16 protein-coding genes are annotated in these 16,654 nt (G+C 58.3%); 9 read left to right on the top strand and 7 right to left on the bottom strand.

All coding sequences use genetic code 11. The features are described from left to right. Positions 1–1,196, top strand: a 1,196-nt coding sequence (locus tag ACHZBF_RS11315) for a formate--tetrahydrofolate ligase (RefSeq protein ID WP_321528460.1), incomplete at its 5' end; no start/stop codon positions are given. 68 nt (positions 1,197–1,264) lie between these two features. Here the strand turns inward: ACHZBF_RS11315 and ACHZBF_RS11310 are convergent. Further along, on the bottom strand, positions 1,265–2,434 hold the full coding sequence (locus ACHZBF_RS11310) for a cation:proton antiporter domain-containing protein (protein ID WP_273437215.1): 1,170 nt from the start codon (positions 2,432–2,434) through the stop codon (positions 1,265–1,267). Between the two features lie 96 nt (positions 2,435–2,530). Beyond that, positions 2,531–2,740, bottom strand: coding sequence for an SHOCT domain-containing protein (locus tag ACHZBF_RS11305; protein ID WP_321528459.1), 210 nt, complete (start codon positions 2,738–2,740; stop codon positions 2,531–2,533). A gap of 240 nt (positions 2,741–2,980) precedes the next feature. On the opposite strand from ACHZBF_RS11305, the gene ACHZBF_RS11300 reads away from it, so the two are divergent. From ACHZBF_RS11300 to ACHZBF_RS11280, 5 genes are all read left to right on the top strand, one after another. After that, complete coding sequence (locus ACHZBF_RS11300) at positions 2,981–3,541, top strand: cytochrome b (protein ID WP_321528458.1); 561 nt, start codon at positions 2,981–2,983, stop codon at positions 3,539–3,541. A 117-nt stretch (positions 3,542–3,658) separates the two neighbouring features. Next, positions 3,659–4,138, top strand: a complete 480-nt coding sequence (locus ACHZBF_RS11295; protein WP_273437218.1) for a hypothetical protein — start codon at positions 3,659–3,661, stop codon at positions 4,136–4,138. Positions 4,139–4,455: 317 nt separating this feature from the next. After that, a complete protein-coding gene (gene dmeF, locus ACHZBF_RS11290; RefSeq protein ID WP_273437219.1) occupies positions 4,456–5,424 on the top strand; it encodes a CDF family Co(II)/Ni(II) efflux transporter DmeF in 969 nt (322 codons plus the stop codon). Positions 5,425–5,491: 67 nt separating this feature from the next. Further along, positions 5,492–5,767, top strand: a complete 276-nt coding sequence (locus ACHZBF_RS11285; RefSeq protein ID WP_273437220.1) for a hypothetical protein — start codon at positions 5,492–5,494, stop codon at positions 5,765–5,767. A 109-nt stretch (positions 5,768–5,876) separates the two neighbouring features. Beyond that, positions 5,877–6,695 (top strand): alpha/beta fold hydrolase, encoded by an 819-nt coding sequence (locus ACHZBF_RS11280; protein ID WP_321528457.1) that lies wholly within the window; start codon positions 5,877–5,879, stop codon positions 6,693–6,695. 1 nt (position 6,696) lies between these two features. Here ACHZBF_RS11280 and ACHZBF_RS11275 read toward each other — a convergent pair whose 3' ends face one another. Next, positions 6,697–8,352, bottom strand: a complete 1,656-nt coding sequence (locus ACHZBF_RS11275) for a methyl-accepting chemotaxis protein (protein WP_321528456.1) — start codon at positions 8,350–8,352, stop codon at positions 6,697–6,699. A 477-nt stretch (positions 8,353–8,829) separates the two neighbouring features. On the opposite strand from ACHZBF_RS11275, the gene ACHZBF_RS11270 reads away from it, so the two are divergent. After that, positions 8,830–9,120, top strand: a complete 291-nt coding sequence (locus tag ACHZBF_RS11270; protein ID WP_321528455.1) for a c-type cytochrome — start codon at positions 8,830–8,832, stop codon at positions 9,118–9,120. Positions 9,121–9,158: 38 nt separating this feature from the next. On the opposite strand, the gene ACHZBF_RS11265 is transcribed toward ACHZBF_RS11270, so the two are convergent. From ACHZBF_RS11265 to ACHZBF_RS11250, 4 genes are all read right to left on the bottom strand, one after another. Beyond that, on the bottom strand, positions 9,159–9,620 hold the full coding sequence (locus tag ACHZBF_RS11265) for an Hsp20 family protein (RefSeq protein ID WP_321528454.1): 462 nt from the start codon (positions 9,618–9,620) through the stop codon (positions 9,159–9,161). 422 nt (positions 9,621–10,042) lie between these two features. Further along, on the bottom strand, positions 10,043–11,152 hold the full coding sequence (locus tag ACHZBF_RS11260; RefSeq protein ID WP_321528453.1) for a lipocalin-like domain-containing protein: 1,110 nt from the start codon (positions 11,150–11,152) through the stop codon (positions 10,043–10,045). Between the two features lies 1 nt (position 11,153). Further along, positions 11,154–13,673, bottom strand: a complete 2,520-nt coding sequence (locus ACHZBF_RS11255; protein WP_321528452.1) for an ABC transporter permease — start codon at positions 13,671–13,673, stop codon at positions 11,154–11,156. Next, complete coding sequence (locus ACHZBF_RS11250; protein ID WP_273437227.1) at positions 13,667–14,374, bottom strand: ABC transporter ATP-binding protein; 708 nt, start codon at positions 14,372–14,374, stop codon at positions 13,667–13,669. Before ACHZBF_RS11250 ends, ACHZBF_RS11255 begins: the two co-directional genes overlap by 7 nt. A gap of 96 nt (positions 14,375–14,470) precedes the next feature. On the opposite strand from ACHZBF_RS11250, the gene ACHZBF_RS11245 reads away from it, so the two are divergent. Both ACHZBF_RS11245 and ACHZBF_RS11240 read left to right on the top strand, forming a co-directional pair. Further along, the gene (locus tag ACHZBF_RS11245) at positions 14,471–15,622 is read left to right on the top strand and encodes a pyridoxal phosphate-dependent aminotransferase (protein WP_321528451.1); all 1,152 of its coding nucleotides are present in this window, start codon (positions 14,471–14,473) and stop codon (positions 15,620–15,622) included. Beyond that, positions 15,610–16,377 (top strand): amidohydrolase, encoded by a 768-nt coding sequence (locus ACHZBF_RS11240; protein WP_321528450.1) that lies wholly within the window; start codon positions 15,610–15,612, stop codon positions 16,375–16,377. Before ACHZBF_RS11245 ends, ACHZBF_RS11240 begins: the two co-directional genes overlap by 13 nt. Positions 16,378–16,654: the final 277 nt, after the last annotated feature.

The raw sequence follows: 16,654 nt of genomic DNA, 5'->3' as shown, positions 1-16,654 counted from the left end.
TGGAACATCGGCAGGTGTTCTGGCGTCGGGTGCTGGATATGAATGACCGGGCCTTGCGCCAGGCGGTGATCGGCCTGGGTGGGCGATTGAACGGGGTCCCGCGGGAGACCGGCTTTGACATCACCGCGGCTTCCGAGGTGATGGGGATTCTCTGTCTGGCCGAGGATCTGGCGGACCTGAAACGGCGCCTGGGCAATATCCTGGTCGGCTTCGACCGTCAGGGGGCGCCGGTCACCGCGGCCAGCCTGAAGGCGACCGGAGCCATGGCGGCCCTGCTGCAGGACGCCATGCTGCCCAACCTGGTGCAATCCACCGAGGGCGTGCCGGCGCTGGTGCACGGTGGACCGTTCGGCAATATCGCCCACGGCTGCAACAGCGTGATCGCCACCAAGAGCGCGCTGGCCCGGGCTGAGTACGTGGTCACCGAGGCCGGTTTTGGTTTTGACCTGGGCGCGGAGAAATTTTTTGATATCAAGTGCCGCAGCGCCGGACTCTGGCCCAGTGCGGTGGTGCTGGTGGTGACGGTCCGGGCCCTGCGCATCCACGGAGGCGGCAATCCCGAATCCGCTGGTACGGTTGAAGAGATTCGTGCCGGGATGGAGCATCTCTATCACCATGTGGAGAGCGTACAGGCGTTTGGTTTTGAACCGGTAATCGCCATTAACTGTTTTACCGGTGATCTCGAAGCGGACCTGGCCACGATCGAGGCCGGCTGCCATGAACACGGTCTGCCCGTGGCGCGGTTTGACGGTTACACCCGGGGCGGTGTCGGCAGCGAGGCGCTGGCCGAGGTGGTGCTGGGTGCGGCTAATAAGCCACAACCGCCGGTACGCTTTCTGTATGAACTGGATGAGTCACCACAGCAGAAGATATTGGCCGTCGCCAGTACCATCTATGGTGCCAGTGAAGTGGTGTTCAGCCGCATGGCGCTGAAGGATCTGGAGCGGATTCGCTCTCTGGGTTATGAAAAGCTGCCCATCTGCATCGCCAAGACCCATCTCTCCCTGAGTAGCGACCCGACCCGGGTAGGGCATCAGGATGGCTTCGAACTGCCGGTGGAGTCGGTGCGCATCTCTGCCGGGGCCGGTTACCTGCTGGCATTGACCGGAGATATCGTCACCATGCCCGGGTTGTCCGCCAGCCCGGCGGCCCACCGCATCGATCTCTCCGATGACGGTGAGGTGCTGGGGGTGTGAGTTCTCTACATGACTGTGACAACAGCAGATTGGTAGGCTGGGCAAAGCGCAGCATGCCCATCAAAACCCTAATCCCGCCGCAGTTTCGCCGACAGGGCGATCGGTGTCGGATACTTGAACAGCACCCGGTAAGTGGAGACCAGGAAGGTAAGCAGGGTGGCCAGCTGGATCAGATAAGAGGCCTCCAGCCCGATCAACTCACTCTCCCAGGCGAGTACCGCCAATAACAGGGAAAATTCACTCAGCTGACCCAGTCGGGCGCCCACCTCGGTGGCGCGCATTTTCTCTTCTCCCACGCTACGCAGCAAGCGCGAGAACACCACCGGCTTCAGCAACAGCATGGCTGCCGCGATCAGCAGCGCGGGCAGGATCACGTCATCCAGCATGTGCAGGTCAAAGCCGGCCCCGAGCGAGAAGAAAAACAGCACCAGAAAGAAGTCGCGCAACGGTTTGAGGTTTTCCGAAATGAAGAATGAGACCGGGCTGGTGGCCAGCGAAATGCCGGCGATGAAGGCGCCGATTTCGTGGGACAGGCCGAGTGCCGTTGCGGCCTCCGCGAGGCCCAGGCACCAGCCGATGGTGATCAGGAAGATATACTCCTTGATGGTGTCGAATTTCTTCATCAGGGGATAGAAGACAAACTTCACGAACAGTGCCGAGACGCCGATCAGCAGCGGCAGGGCGAGTCCCAGCTTGAAGATCTCCAGCAGGGGGGATTCATTCCCGCTGCCGCCTTTCATTGCCAGCAGCAGCAGAATGGCGATCAGGTCCTGGAACAGCAGGATGCTGATCACCAGTTCGCCGGTATGCTGATGATGCAACACCGTGGTGGGCAACAGCTTCAGGCCGATAATGGTACTGGAAAACATCATGGCGGCGCCGACAATCAGCGACTCCTGCAGGGTAAAGCCGAACAGCCAGGCGACCAGTCCGCCGCAGAAGGCAAACAGCGCGGAGCTGAGAAGGGTGACGGTGGTGGTCTTCTTCAGTAACAGCAACAGTTCTCGCGGATTAAGCTCCAATCCCATCAGGAACAGCAGGAACATGATGCCGATATTGGACATCTCCCGTACCAGCTCGCTGTCGTTCACCAGTCCGGCGGCGGAAGGCCCCAGCAGTACCCCCAGCAGGATATAGGAGATCAACAGCGCCTGCCGTGCGTACAGCGCCAGGGTGGCGAACACGGCGGCTCCGGAGAAGATCAGGAAAATGGTAAAGAGTATCGGGTGTTCGGTCATGGGGACGGGTCGCTCGGCGTCTGGGAAATTCGGGGTTCCGGCATATTGTACTCGTCCCCTTGGGTCGCGATGGGCGGGAAAGGATGAGGATTCGGCCTACTCCTCCCGCAACTCTTTCAGCCGGGTCTGATATGTTTCATCGTCGATCTCGCCACTGGCGTGTTTCTGCTTAAGTATCCTGATATGGTGTTCTGCCCACTCCTCCGGCGAGCCCGTGGACCTGTTGAGTAGCCAGCGCAGGATGAAAATCCCTGGAATAATGAACGCCAGACCGGTTGCGACCTTAATCATTTGATCTTCAAACATAATAATTGCCTTAACCTGGTGAATGATCGGCTCTGGGTTTGGGTCATTATACACAATGCCCTGATCATCCGGTTAACGGGGTAGACCGGGTAGCGCCAGTAGTATGCTTTTTCATGGCCATAACGCCTAAGGCGTGTCAGTCGATTCCCTGTCTTCAGAGTGGTTATTTTCAGCTTGAATTCAGGCAACGCTGATAACGTCCATAGTCGGCACATGGTTAACGCTGATAGGGGGGAGTATATGCAGATTCGTAACAATGGGATGAGATTTGGCACGGTTGCCCAGGTGCTGCACTGGGGCATGTTTGCGGTTTTCATTGCACTCTTTGTATCGGCCGAGATCATGCAGGATCTGCCAAAGGGCGAAGAGAGATGGGCCCTGTACGGTTTCCACAAATCATTGGGTGTCACCGCCCTGTTTTTGGTTTTTCTACGCCTCTCATGGCGTGGATTAAACCCGCTGCCCGAGGGCAGCGGAAATCATCCGGCCTGGCAACGGAGCCTGGCTGCCGCGGTCCATCTCCTGCTATATGTCGTAATGCTGGTGATGCCACTGAGTGGTTATGTCATGTCCGTGGCCCACGGTTATGGCATTGAGTGGTTTGGCTTGTGGGAATTGCCGGATCTTGTTGGTAAGGATGAGGCGTTGGCCGAGCAGGCGAAACAGCTGCACATCTACAGTTCCTATGGGTTGTATGCCCTTGTTGGGATACACGCGGGAGCGGCTATGTGGCATCAGTTTGTTCTCAAGGATGGCATCATGCAACGCATGCTGTCGGTAAAAAATCCGCTCACGGATTAGGTTTTCGGCCACAGTGGCAGATTCCTGTGCCGCTATTAACCACAGGAAATGTGACTTGTTTAGTTGGATGGTTCAGCTAAATGTATGCAGGAACACAGGTTGCGTTTTGGAGATACCATGTTTGTCGTCGATGATCCGGTGCTGGCTCTGATTGTTCGCTTTGTCGCCACGGAACGGGACCTGGATGTCACGGACGGAGAATTTCTGCAACGTCAGGTGGAGAGCATGGAGCGCTACCTGGAACGCTATCCCGAGCAGGAGCATGGCGAGAAGGCGATCGAGTGGATAGCCGAATATGCCGCGCAATACAGGGACCGGTGGCAGAAACAGGTGGTCACGCAACAGGCCGGCGAGACCCGCTGCATGGATTGCCCGATGAATATTCTTGGTGAGGAGAGCTATTGTCAGATCCACTATCAGTGGCGGCAATTGCTCAAACGCTATGCCCGGGACGAGATGAGTTCCTCGGAGTATGTGAAAGCGGCGCTGGGAATGTTGCAGGAACACAAGCAGGAATTGAAGGTACGAAAAGAGCATGAAGCTGAGGGGCTGCGACAGCTCAAGGCCTATCGTGACGCGAGGAACCAACCGTTGTAGCGACCCGTTGCATGACTCGGCGCCGGTTCCAGGACGAACGGCACTGTGTAGGAGCGGCTTTAGCCGCGATAGACGATTGAATCGGCGAACGCTGTTCGCGGCTGAAGCCGCTCCTACAACAGGGCTACAACCCCGCAGTGGCTGTTTTAGATGCAATAGAATCATAACAGGCGGCATTCGAAGGATCGTGGCTGATCCGCTCATCCAAATCCGGATCCACCGCTCATCGGGGCATCGCCTGTTTTTTTGGGATGCCCCGGTCACGGCAACACCCTATAATCCCGATAGTCTGAAATTTGTAGTATTCGGGATCTGATATGCATATCCACTCGCTGGAACGGTGGCGCCACGACCACAACTTCAATGTAGATACCTCGGAAGGGGAACGCAGAACCCGGCTGGTGGTCCTGTTGACGGCGGTCATGATGGTGGTGGAGATCGCTGCCGGTTATCTGTTCGGCTCAATGGCCCTGCTGGCCGATGGCTGGCATATGGGGACCCATGTGGCGGCGCTGGCCATCTCGCTGTTTGCCTACCGTTATGCCCGACAGAACGCTGAGAATCCACGGTTCAGTTTCGGCACCGGAAAGGTCACGGCGCTGGGTGGTTTTGCCAGTGCCATCAGCCTGGCGATGGTGGCCCTGCTGATGGGCGTGGAGTCGGTGGAACGCCTGATTGCACCCGAGACAATCCGCTTCAATCAGGCGATTCTGGTGGCGGTCGTGGGCCTGGCGGTCAACCTGCTCAGCGCCTGGTTGCTGCATGGCGGGGCCGCCGCGCACCACCATCATCATGATGACCATCACCATGGGCACCCTCATCACCATGACCAGAATCTGCGTGCCGCCTACCTGCATGTGATTGCCGATGCCCTGACCTCCGTGCTGGCCATTATCGCCCTGTTTGCCGGTAAATATTTTGACTGGATCTGGATGGATGCCCTGATGGGCATTGTCGGGGCGGTGCTGATTACCCGCTGGAGTATCGGCCTGCTGAAGGATACCAGTGCCGTGCTGCTTGACTCCGTGCCCAGTGACGAGATTGGCCGGCGCATCACGGATGCGATCGAGGGGGAGTCGGACAACCGCATCGTCGATCTGCACATCTGGCAGTTGGGACCGGGCAGTTATGGCGTCATTGTCTCCCTGGTCACTCATGAGCCCCGGGACCCGGAACATTACAAGGCGTTGATCCGGCATATCCATGCGCTGGGGCATGTCACGGTCGAGGTGACCGGCTGTGAGGGCGAGGCGTGCATAATGCCGCCACGGCAGCAGCGACACTGACACTTGCGAACTATTTATCCGATGCACTGTTGAACAGGTGCAGTCTGCTAAGCGGCGAATAAACGAAATGCCATCATCCATCGATAAACTGTTGAAGAAACATCAGAAGCTGACCCAGTCGGACATGCTGAAAGTAGCATCCCACGTGCAGCGCGAGCAGGATGAGTGGATTATCAATACCCTGATGATCGAGGGGCAGTCGGTTCCCTTTATCTATAAACGGCAGCGGCGTTACAAATCACTTCAGGGACAGCGGGTCAATATCACCTACTATCCGGCGGTGGATTCGGTGGCGGGTATCGAGTTTGAAATAATGAAAGTGGTACGTATTCGGGTTGCCTGAGCGGCCACCATTAAGGCAGCCATGCTGATTGTGGGGTTGACTTCACGGGCTGATCGTTAAATGGTTGGGCGGTTACTCTTAACTCCAATAACAGTTTCAAACGAAATCAATGAGCCAAAGTCAAAATTATCTGATGGTAGATGGGGTCAGGCTGGAATGCCGCTGGTACGGCCGGCGCAAGGCGGATCAACCGGTGTTGGTGCTGCTGCATGAGGGGTTGGGTTGTATCGATATGTGGCGGGATTTTCCGGACAGACTGGCGGAACAGACCGACCTGGCTGTCTTTGTCTACAGTAGACAGGGTTACGGGAGGTCTGACCCGTTTGAACGTCCGCTGGAGGTCGGTTTCATGCATCGGGAAGGGTTGGAAATCCTGCCCGGAGTGCTGGATGAGGCGGGTATCGATCAGGCAATTCTTGTAGGGCACAGCGATGGGGCGTCAATTGCCCTGATCTACTCGGGCGAGCGTTCCGATACGCGCATCAGGGGACTGGTATTGCTGGCGCCTCATCTGTTTGTTGAGGAAGAGACCCTGGAGGGAATACGCCAGGCGAAGCAGGCATTTGACACCGGCCGGCTCGCCGACCGGTTGCAACGCTACCATGGAGACCACACGGAAAGTACCTTCCGGCACTGGTCAGGAATCTGGCTGGATCCCCGCTTTACCGCCTGGAATATTGAATCCAGTTTACCGGGAATCAAAGTGCCGCTGCTGGCGATCATGGGTGAGGATGATCAGTACGGTACTCTGGCCCAGATCAATACGCTTGCTGAACGGTTGCCGGAACAGACCGGACTGGCCGTACTGAAGGATTGCGGCCACTCACCCCATCTGGAACAGATGGAACAGACGCTTGAGCGGATAACCGATTTTCTTCGTCTGCAGGGTCAGGTCGACCAGTATCGACCTGACCCTGAGCCGGCATGATTCAGGTGCGGAATTTCCCCGCCATGGCCTGCAGGTCGGCGGCCAGTTGCGCCTGCTGTGTGCTGGCAACCGCCGTCTGTTCCGCCCCCTGGGCTGACTGAACCGAAAGGTCATTAATCGAAACTATATTGCGGTTGATCTCGTCGGCCACCGCGCCCTGCTGTTCAGCGGCGGTGGCAATCTGGGCGTTCATGTCCTTGATGCGCGAGACGGCCTGATTGATCTCATTGAGCGCCTGATCGGCCTGCTCCACCTGGGCAAGGCTGTGTTCCGCCTTCTGCTGACCTCGCTGCATCGCGGTCACCGCCTCCTTGGTGCCGTGCTGCAGCCGTTCAATCATGGACTGGATCTCCTGGGTCGACTCCTGGGTTCTGCCTGCCAAGGTGCGTACTTCGTCGGCGACCACGGCAAATCCACGCCCCTGTTCTCCGGCGCGTGCCGCCTCGATAGCGGCATTGAGTGCCAGCAGATTGGTCTGCTCGGCAATACCCCGGATCACATCCAGCACGCCACCGATGGTGTTGCTGTCCGCTTCCAGATTGTGAATAACCTGGGCCGCCTGTTCCACTTCGCGGGCCAGATCACGGGTTGCATTCAATGCCTGTTCCGCCACCGCGCGGCCGTTGTTGGTGAGGGTGTCGGCCTGCAGGGCTGACTGTTCCGCCTCGGCTGCATTGCGTGCCACATCCTGTACCGTGGCGGCCATCTCGGTCATCGCCGTGGCCACTTGCTCGGTTTCCGACTGTTGCTGCTTGATGCGAACACTGGACTCTCCGGTGATCACCGAAGTCTCTTCCGCCGCAGCGGCGAGCTGGATAGTGGTGCCGCCCAACTCCTTCACAACCGTTCTGAATTTGTCACAGATGGTGTTGAAGGCGTTGGCGATTTCGCCCAGTTCGTCACGGGATTCATGCTGGCTGCGCACCGTCAGGTCGCCGGCGGCCATCTTTCGGGATGCTTCGGTCAACTGACTCACCGCACTGCTGATACCCTTGATGGTGAGGAGGGCCAGCAGGCTGAGCAACATAACACCGGCGATCATCAAGACAATCGAGATATTCAGAACAGATTGATTCTGATTCACGGTGTCGGCATAGGTGGCCTGGGCGACATCCAGCTGCAGTTGCCACAGTTTCTCCACGGCGGCATAAGCGGTCTCAAATGTGGGGCCGGTCCGGTTCAGCAACTGCAGGTCGGCGGCTTCGTATCTGCCTGCCCTGATCAAGTCGGCAACCTCCTTAAGCCCTTCCTGCACGAAGATGGCCCGCTTGTTAGCGAAATCCTCCGCCAGAACTTTCTCTTCCGGCGTGAGGTAGGTCGTCAGATAGGCCTGCCAGGTGCTGGAAATAGTGGCGATATTGGCATCAACAGCTTCAATATGCCGGGTTACCGGATGATCATGCAGGGTTAGGGTATGGGAATCCGGTGCGTGTTGCAGGGCCAGCAGCAGCTCACTGTGGTTTGACCGCATCAGGTCAATGATTTTACTGAGCTGACCGGTCGGGATCAGGCGGTCTTCATAAACGCTTTTCAGGCCGGACTCGGCGTTGTTCATGGCGCTGATACTCAATAGCCCAACCGTCGCCAGTTGCAGTACGGCAAACGAGACCAGGAAGATCAGGCGTGCCTTGATGGATATCTTATTGAGTAATTTCATTTTGTTACCTCCGGGGGCTGGGGGGGCAATTGACATGGGTTGTTGTTACATTCTTGGTCATCTGTTGCTCAGTCACTTATGAGGCGTACATCAACATCGGTATGTGCCGGGGCACACGCCGGTTGTTTGTTTTTATTCCGAAATTTCAATACATAGGTGATTCAAGGCCTCTCCTCAAGGCACGGCTTCGGAGAGGGGGGGTGGCCACTGTTCCTGCTCATATTAATGACATATCTCAGTTTCGGCCGGAATGAATAATTCTTTAGGCTTTTTCTGAGAATTGTTATTGGGTTGATTTACTGGTGCGAGTGGAATAAAAGTAGTCCTGTTGCCGTTGGTGAACGGGAATTCAGTTCTTTGAGATGGGGTGGCCTGGTTCTTTAATGGAAGAAGAGACCTTGTCAGGTGGGTGTCTGGTGTTCCGGGGAAAAGGGGGGCGTTGTGTTGCAAAACATTGCGATTTTATCTTTGCTTTTAATGGCAATTGCGATTGCCGGCTGCAGTGGTGATCAGCATGATCACCCCGATCTGAAAACGGGTCAGCAGCTCTATGAGTATCACTGTGCATCCTGTCATAAAGAGGATGGCACCGGTATCTTTCTAAAAGGTGTTCCAGCCAACCGGGATACTGATCTCTCGGTATGGCAGATTATCCATAAGGTACAGACGGGCTCGGAAGAGAAAAGCGCGATGCCCAGTTTTGAAAAAATGCCGCAACAGGAGGCTTCGAAGATCGCGGTCTACCTGAAGCAACTGGGACAGAAATAATCGGGCCCGGCCATCTGGCCGGGCCCGAGTCACTCGGATCAGGCAGCTTCCACCTTGCTGTCGATCACGTTTCCGCTACGCTTCTGTATCTCGATTCGGCGCGGTTTCATCTCTTCCGGTATCTCTCTGATCAGTTTCACTTCGAGCATACCGTCCTGAATGATGGCGCTCTCGACCCGAATGTGGTCTGCCAGTTGGAAGTTGCGCTCAAAGCTGCGATTGGCAATTCCGCGATGCAGGAAAGTCCGGTTGGACTGCTCGTCCTCCTGTTTCTGACCGGAGACGTGCAGCATATTCTGCCTGACCTCGATCTCCAGATCATCGGTAGTGAAGCCGGCGACTGCCATGGTAATGGTGTAGTGATCCTCATCCACCAACTCGATGTTGTAGGGCGGGTAGCCGCCACTGACGTTGGAGTTGTGGATTGATTCCAGGGTGTTGGCCAGGCGATCAAAACCGATGGCACTGCGGAACAGGGGTGAAAGATCATAAGCTCTCATAGTGATATCCTCATTGTTCAAGCGATATTTTCAAGCAAGTGTGTTCGATTGAACCACACGGTTTCGTGAATCCTCGCGGCATCCACTTGACTATGAGTTAGGGACAGCGGATGTAGATTTCAAGTGTTCGTGGAGAGATTTTTATTTTTCAAATCAGCGCCGGCCGGGAGGGTGATTTTATTCGCAGGAACGGAGTCGGGATGCGGCGGCCGCCAGTGAAAGCGGGATGTCGACCGGTGCCCGTGGCGGGGTGATTCGTGCTACCAGTGAAATCTGCCACCCAGGCTTTGCCCCTCCAGTTACCGTAGGTCGCGTTAGCCGAAGGCGTAACCCGACAAGGGGATGATGGGCACCTTGTGCTTTGCCCATCCTACCTAGGGTAATCGCCCAAATTCGTTATGACTGCCCAGATCGCGCCGCGCTCAGTAGCCGGTCATCTCCAGATAGCCCCGGCCTGTCAGTCTGTTCTGCTCATATACGTCCACCGCGCCTTCCCAGTACCGTACGCTCAGATTCATCTCCTGGTCATCCAGTACCGGTTTAACCCGCAGTGTCCTGTTTTGCGATTTTATCCGCAGGCTCCACTCAACGGGATAACGCGTTCCGGCCGGACTCTGCCACCAGCGTTCGGCTGTCAGCTCGACATCATCGGGAGTCAGCCGCTTCGACTGGCCAATGGCGGAGACCAGCGTGCCCGCGCTGAAGGGATCGGGCTTGCCTTCACCGTCCCGTAACTGGTAGTACATGAGATTTTCCCCGCCGCTGAGCTGCAGCGAGAACCAGTCCCAGCCGGTCTGATCCGGGGAGAGGGCGCTGGTGCCCCACTCCCGGTCGAACCAGGAATTCCCTTGCACCCTGAATGTGGTGCCGTCCAGGGTGATGTTTCCGGTGGTGTGCATGCGGGGGTAGGAGTAGTAGTAGGAGGCGTTGCCCGGCTGGGCACTCTTCTGGCTCAATCCCTGGTCGCCCTGCAATATGACGCCGACTGAAGATTCGCCCTCCAACTCCAGGGCTATGTTGAACTCCCTGGCGGTGATGTTGATAACCCAGGGAAATGCCGATCCGGTCCCGTCCAGTTGCCAGTCTTCCACCCAGACCCTGAACGGCTCCGTCTCCACCCCGGCCAGTCCGGGACCTGTCCTGACCAGCCGCTCTTCCGCCAGGTGGTGCTGGCCGTTGGCATCGGTAATCGCCACGTGGGCCATCCAGACCGGATTGCCGGCCCAACTGGAATCACTTTTCACGCTGCCCGGCGGCGTCAGGGAGAAACGGAAAAAAGTGACCTGATAGCCGAAGCGGCGGCCACTGTCGCTCTGCAGATTGCCGGTAAAATACCACCACTCGTTGCGGTATTCAGGATGTCCGCCATGATCCCGGGGAAAGCTGAATTCCCGTGGCGCTGTGGCACGGGCAAAGCCGGTCTGATCCACGGTCGAGAGCAGCCCGGTTGCCGAGAGTTTGGCTGCCGGTGCCGGGGGTTCGGTGCAACCCGTCAGCAGGAGCGCCGGCAGTAAAAAGCAGAGCCACTTCATACTACTCCTCCCGCAATGCCAGGGCGGGGCGCGTGCGCGCCATGCGCAGGCTGGGATAGAGTCCGGCCAGCAGCGCGGCGATCAGTGCGAAGCCGGTGGCTTCCAGCAGAATGGTGGGCGAGAGCTGGCTCGGCATGCTCCAGCCGAACGCACGCAGATTGATCACATGCACCAGGATCTCCGCCATCAGCCAGCCCAGCGGCATCGCCAGCAGCGCGGCCATCAGCCCCATCAACAGAGTCTGCAGGCTGATCTGGCCCAGCAGTTGGCGCGGCGTCAGGCCGGTGGCCCGCAGGATGGCATGCTCCCTGGCTCGTTCCAGTTGCAGCGCCATCATGGCGCTGAGAATGCCGACAAAGGCCACCGCGATCACCAGCAGGCGCAGCACCCGGGTAATGGTAAAGGTGCGGTCGAAGATCTCCAGCGACTGCTCCAGAATCTCCCGGTTGGCCCGCACCCGCAGCGGCCGTTCTGACTGGCCGGCCAGCTGTTTGATCCGGGTGAGCAGCGGTTCGATCGGTTCTCCTGCCTGCAGATAGATACCGAGGGTGGTGATCTGCTGGTCGTGCCAGAGGGCGGCGTAGCGATCCCTCGGCATGACCACCAGTCCCCGGTCCGAGCCGTAGTCGAAAAAGATACCGCCGATAGTAAATCTGACCACGCCATCCGGCGTAAGCAGAGGCAGCGCGTCACCGACCTCGAGCCTGTTGTGGTAGGCATAGGGCTCCGAGATCAGCAGCAGATCACCCGTGGCAAAGCGCTCCCAGAGATCGGGCAGGGTCTCGCCCTTGAAATGGAAACCGCGATAACTGCGGGCCGCCAGGCCGATGGCCAGCAGGTTGACCGGGCCATTCTCGCTCTCCAGGGTGACATGGCGACCACTACTCAGATCTTCCACCCCCGGCAGCGCTTCAACCTGTTCCAGCAGCCAGTCGGGCAGGGGCGCCGAGGCGCGCTTGGAGGCGCTGTGGGTGGCGGTGACATAGATATCCCCCTGTACCGTCTGGGCCAACCATTGGCCGACGGTGTCGCGGAAACTCTCCACCATAATGCCCATGCCTATGGTGGCGGCAATGGCCAGCGTCAGGGCGGCAATGGCCGGGCCGGTGCGACTGAGTGTGGCATCGATGCCCCGGGAGGCGAGGCGGCCAATGGTACCGAACAGCCATTTCAGCGGATGCTGCAGCAGCCGGGAGAGTGGCGGCACCAGGGTCGGTACCAGCAGGCAGTAGCCCATGATGAAGCAGAACAGGGCGGCAAATCCCAGCAGCAGGCTGCGTTCCGAGGCTTGCACCAGCAGCGCCCCCCCGGCCATGCCGGCTATCCCGATCAGCAGCAGCCAGGGGAGTGCGCGGTGGCTGCGCCGCTCGATAACCGAGCGGCGGTTAACGCTTTGGGGGCTGGAACGGGTGGCCTCCCAGGCCGGCACGGAGGCGGCAAAAAAGGTGGTGAGCAGACCAAGCAGGGAGCCGGTCAACAGGATCTGAGGTGCCAGATCAAGCTGGCTGACGGTCAGGGCAAAATAGAGATCATTGATGGTGCGGGTGACCAGCCAGAGCAGTTGCCGGGCCAGCAGAATGCCGGCTCCCATGCCCACCAGGGTGCCGATCAGACCGATGAGCATCTGTTCCGCCAGAATGGCGCGGAATACCTCACCCCGGGTGGCGCCCAGCAGGCGCATGATACCGAACTGGCGGCGCCGCTGCAGAACCGAAAAGGTGGCGGTGTTGTAGATCAGGAATCCACCCACCAGCAGGGCCAGCAGACTCATGGCGGTCAGGTTGGTCTGAAATGCCTGGCTCATGTCGGCCATGGCGGCGGTGCGCCGTTCGGTCTCCACCAGCCGGACGCCTTCGGGTAGCCAGTCGCGCAACATGGCGGCTTGCGTCTCATCCAACGCGAGGTCAATCCGGTCCAGGCTGCCGAACTGCTGTAACAGGGTCTGTGCAACGGCAATATCGGTTACCAGCACACCATCCAGCGCTGCCTCCCGGCGGTCGCCGAACAGGGCAAGAATCTCTGCTTCTTGAATAGTGCCGGCGATATCCAGGGTGATACGGCTGCCTGTGTCCAGTCCGAGTCGCTGGGCGCTATAGGTTGAGATCAGCAAGCCATCGCGGCTGGTCAACAGTTGATTCTGCACTCTGGGTGGGGCATTCAGGGTCAGGTTTCTGAATGGACGCTCCGACAGCGGATCGAGTCCGAGCAGGGTCAGCTGCTCCTCGTCGATGCGCACCACCCCTTCCACCACAGGGGCACTGGGAAGATAGGGGTATTGTCGTCTCAGGTCGGTGAAGAGCTGCTCGGGCAGTCCGGCCGATCCCGCAATAATCTGGTGAGTGACGCGGCCGGAGATCCGCTCCATGGTGATCTCGAAGGCCCGGCTGGCGCTCTGGTTGGCCAACCCCACTGCCATCACCACTGCCACCCCCAGGGCGATGCCAAGTACCGACAGGATGGACTGCCAGACATGTCGCTGCTGGTGACGGAAACCGGCGCGCCAGAGACGGGAGCCTACCAAAGGAGCTCTCCCCGTTCACTCAATATTCCGTCGCTCAGGGTAAGGATGCGGTCGGCCCGTTCGGCCACTTCCAGGCTGTGGGTCACGATAATCAGGGTGCGCTTGAGCTGTCTTGAGAGGCCGATCAGGATGCCGAGGATCTGGTCGCCGGTCTCCGCGTCCAGGTTGCCGGTGGGTTCATCGGCCAGCACGATAGTGGGGTTGTGAATCAGTGCGCGGGCGATGGCAATGCGCTGCTGTTCGCCACCGGAGAGCTGGTCGGGGAAGGCGTTCCAGCGATCACCCAGCCCCACATCGGAAAGTATCAGGCCGACCATGCGACTGATCTCCAGTTCCTTGAGTCCGTTTAGCTCCAGCGGCAGACCCACGTTCTCGGCAACGGTCAGGGTCGGGATCAGGTTGAAGAACTGGTAGACAAAGCCGATGTGGCGGCGCCTCAGCAGGGTGCGGTCCCGTTCCGAGAGGGCGTTGATGTCCTGCCCCATCACCTGTATCCGGCCCTCTTGCGGGGTATCGATGCCGGCCAGCATATTCAGCAAGGTGGATTTGCCGGAACCGCTTCTGCCGAGCAGTGCAATACACTCGTGCTCCGCCACCTGCAGATCAATGCCGTTCAGGATAGGTCGGCTGTCGCCCCCTTCACGGTAGCTGTGCAACAGATTTTCAACGACAAGCAGCGGTTTGTTATGTTTATTCTGCATATGCTTCATAGGATAGGAAATCTACAACGGTTCAGCTATCACCCGGCATGACTATTTGGCAAACTAGGCCATCAATCCGAACAGCCTGTCCAGACCATGAGCATAACCATTAATAGCAAACTTCCGGCAGTGGGCACCACCATCTTTACCGTAATCGGTGAGCTGGCCAACCGTCATCAGGCGATCAACCTGGGTCAGGGATTCCCCGATTTCAGTGCCCCCCGGGCGCTGTTGGAGCGGGTGGATCATCACATCCGGCAGGGTCATAACCAGTACGCGCCCATGGCCGGGGTTGCCCGTCTGCGCGAGGCGATCGCCGCCAAGATCGAGCAGAGCTATGGCCGCCCGGTCTCGGCGGACCGGGAGGTCACGGTGACGCCCGGTGCCACCGAGGCGCTCTACTGCGCCATCACCGCCTGTGTCAGGCCGGGGGACGAGGTGATTGTGTTTGATCCCGCCTACGACAGTTATGAGCCGGCCATTGAACTGAGTGGCGGCCGTGCGGTGCATCTGCCGCTGTTGCCGCCGGACTTTGCTGTCGACTGGCAACGGGTCAAGGATGCCATCACGCCCCGGACCCGTATGATCATCCTCAACTCGCCCCACAACCCGACCGGGGCAACCCTGTTGGCGGAGGATCTGGCGACCCTGGCCGAGCTGGTGCGGGATACCGATATCCTGCTGCTCTCCGACGAGGTGTACGAGCATCTGGTCTATGACGGCGCGACCCATCAGAGCCTGTTGCGACACGACGAGCTGGCGGCGCGCGCCTTCGTGGTCTTCTCTTTCGGCAAGACCTACCACGTCACCGGCTGGAAAACCGGCTACTGCATTGCCCCGGCCGCGCTCACCGCGGAACTGCGCAAGGTGCACCAGTATGTCACCTTTGTGGCGGTAACGCCGATCCAGCTCGCCCTGGCGGATTTTATGCAATCCTGCCCGCAACACCACCAGCAACTTGCCGCCTTTTATCAGCGCAAACGGGACCTGTTCTGTGAGCAGATGGCCGGTTCGCGTTTTCATTTTTCCCCGGCCAAGGGCACCTTTTTCCAGCTGATGGATTATAGTGAAATAAGTGACCAGGAAGATTTGGCCATGGCGGAGTGGCTGACCCGGGAACAAGGGGTGGCGGCAATCCCGGTTTCGGTGTTCTATAAAGAGCCGCCGGCGGCGCGTTATGTGCGCTTCTGTTTTGCCAAAGAGGACGAAACCCTCATCAGAGCAGCGGAGTTATTGTGCAGGATCTGACCCTTACCCTGATACAGGACAGCATTTACTGGCAGGAGCCGGAAGCCAACCGAGAGCACTTCGAGGTGTTGATCTCACAGGCGCCGGCGTCCGATCTGATCCTGTTGCCGGAAATGTTCAGCACCGGTTTCTCGTTGGAGTCTTTCCAACTGGCCGAAACCATGACCGGCGAGAGCATCCACTGGATGACCCGCATGGCGCGGGAGAGTGGGGCGGTGATCGCCGGTTCCCTGATCCTGGAGGATGCCGGTCACTACTTCAATCGGTTGATCTGGATGCGCCCGGACGGCAGTTTCGCCTTCTATGACAAACGCCACCTGTTCCGCATGGCGGAGGAACACCGCCACTACAAGCCGGGTGATGCACGGCTGGTAGTTACCCTCAACGGCTGGCGCATCTGTCCGCTGGTCTGCTATGACCTGCGTTTCCCGGTCTGGAGCCGCAACAACAGCAGCTTCGACCTGCTGCTCTATGTCGCCAACTGGCCGGAGAAGCGACGCATGCACTGGCAGCGACTGCTGCCGGCCCGGGCGATCGAGAACCTCTGCTATGTCGCCGGGCTGAACCGGGTCGGCGAAGACGGCAACAACATTGCCTACAGTGGCGACAGCGTGGTGATATCACCCCAGGGCGAGGAGCTGTTGAACGCCGGCAGTGAGGCGGGGCTGTTCACTGTCCAGCTCAATCACGCCGAGCTGATGAGCTACCGGGAAGCATTCCCCGCCCACCTGGATGCGGATCATTTCAATCTTTGAGCATGTCTTCACCGAGTCATCGGTAGGCCGCGTCGTAAACCCACTGGGTTTAATCCCGTCAAGAAGGATGCGAAATGTCTTTCCAAATCAGTTATCTAGACGAATTATCTCAGTTAAAACAGGCAAGATAATGCATAGAACAAAATGTCGAGTTTTACAATATTGTCTCGCGCTGTATTATTCAATAAATTCTCGGGATGTATAATCAGATGTTGCACAAATAAAAGGAAGATAAGTAACTGTATTACATAGAGAATATAGTGCTTACCATCAAGAT

Source organism: Sedimenticola selenatireducens (genome assembly GCF_963675335.2).
Lineage (GTDB): Bacteria > Pseudomonadota > Gammaproteobacteria > Chromatiales > Chromatiaceae > Sedimenticola > Sedimenticola selenatireducens.
This window is presented reverse-complemented; position numbering and strand designations above follow the sequence as displayed.

Bases quoted from the DNA above. Each gene is read 5' to 3' on its own strand.
- ACHZBF_RS11310 (WP_273437215.1), bottom strand. From the start codon at position 2,434: ATGACCGAACACCCGATACTCTTTACCATTTTCCTGATCTTCTCCGGA.
- ACHZBF_RS11305 (WP_321528459.1), bottom strand. From the start codon at position 2,740: ATGTTTGAAGATCAAATGATTAAGGTCGCAACCGGTCTGGCGTTCATT.
- ACHZBF_RS11300 (WP_321528458.1), top strand. From the start codon at position 2,981: ATGCAGATTCGTAACAATGGGATGAGATTTGGCACGGTTGCCCAGGTG.
- ACHZBF_RS11295 (WP_273437218.1), top strand. From the start codon at position 3,659: ATGTTTGTCGTCGATGATCCGGTGCTGGCTCTGATTGTTCGCTTTGTC.
- dmeF (WP_273437219.1), top strand. From the start codon at position 4,456: ATGCATATCCACTCGCTGGAACGGTGGCGCCACGACCACAACTTCAAT.
- ACHZBF_RS11285 (WP_273437220.1), top strand. From the start codon at position 5,492: ATGCCATCATCCATCGATAAACTGTTGAAGAAACATCAGAAGCTGACC.
- ACHZBF_RS11280 (WP_321528457.1), top strand. From the start codon at position 5,877: ATGAGCCAAAGTCAAAATTATCTGATGGTAGATGGGGTCAGGCTGGAA.
- ACHZBF_RS11275 (WP_321528456.1), bottom strand. From the start codon at position 8,352: ATGAAATTACTCAATAAGATATCCATCAAGGCACGCCTGATCTTCCTG.
- ACHZBF_RS11270 (WP_321528455.1), top strand. From the start codon at position 8,830: ATGGCAATTGCGATTGCCGGCTGCAGTGGTGATCAGCATGATCACCCC.
- ACHZBF_RS11265 (WP_321528454.1), bottom strand. From the start codon at position 9,620: ATGAGAGCTTATGATCTTTCACCCCTGTTCCGCAGTGCCATCGGTTTT.
- ACHZBF_RS11260 (WP_321528453.1), bottom strand. From the start codon at position 11,152: ATGAAGTGGCTCTGCTTTTTACTGCCGGCGCTCCTGCTGACGGGTTGC.
- ACHZBF_RS11250 (WP_273437227.1), bottom strand. From the start codon at position 14,374: ATGCAGAATAAACATAACAAACCGCTGCTTGTCGTTGAAAATCTGTTG.
- ACHZBF_RS11245 (WP_321528451.1), top strand. From the start codon at position 14,471: ATGAGCATAACCATTAATAGCAAACTTCCGGCAGTGGGCACCACCATC.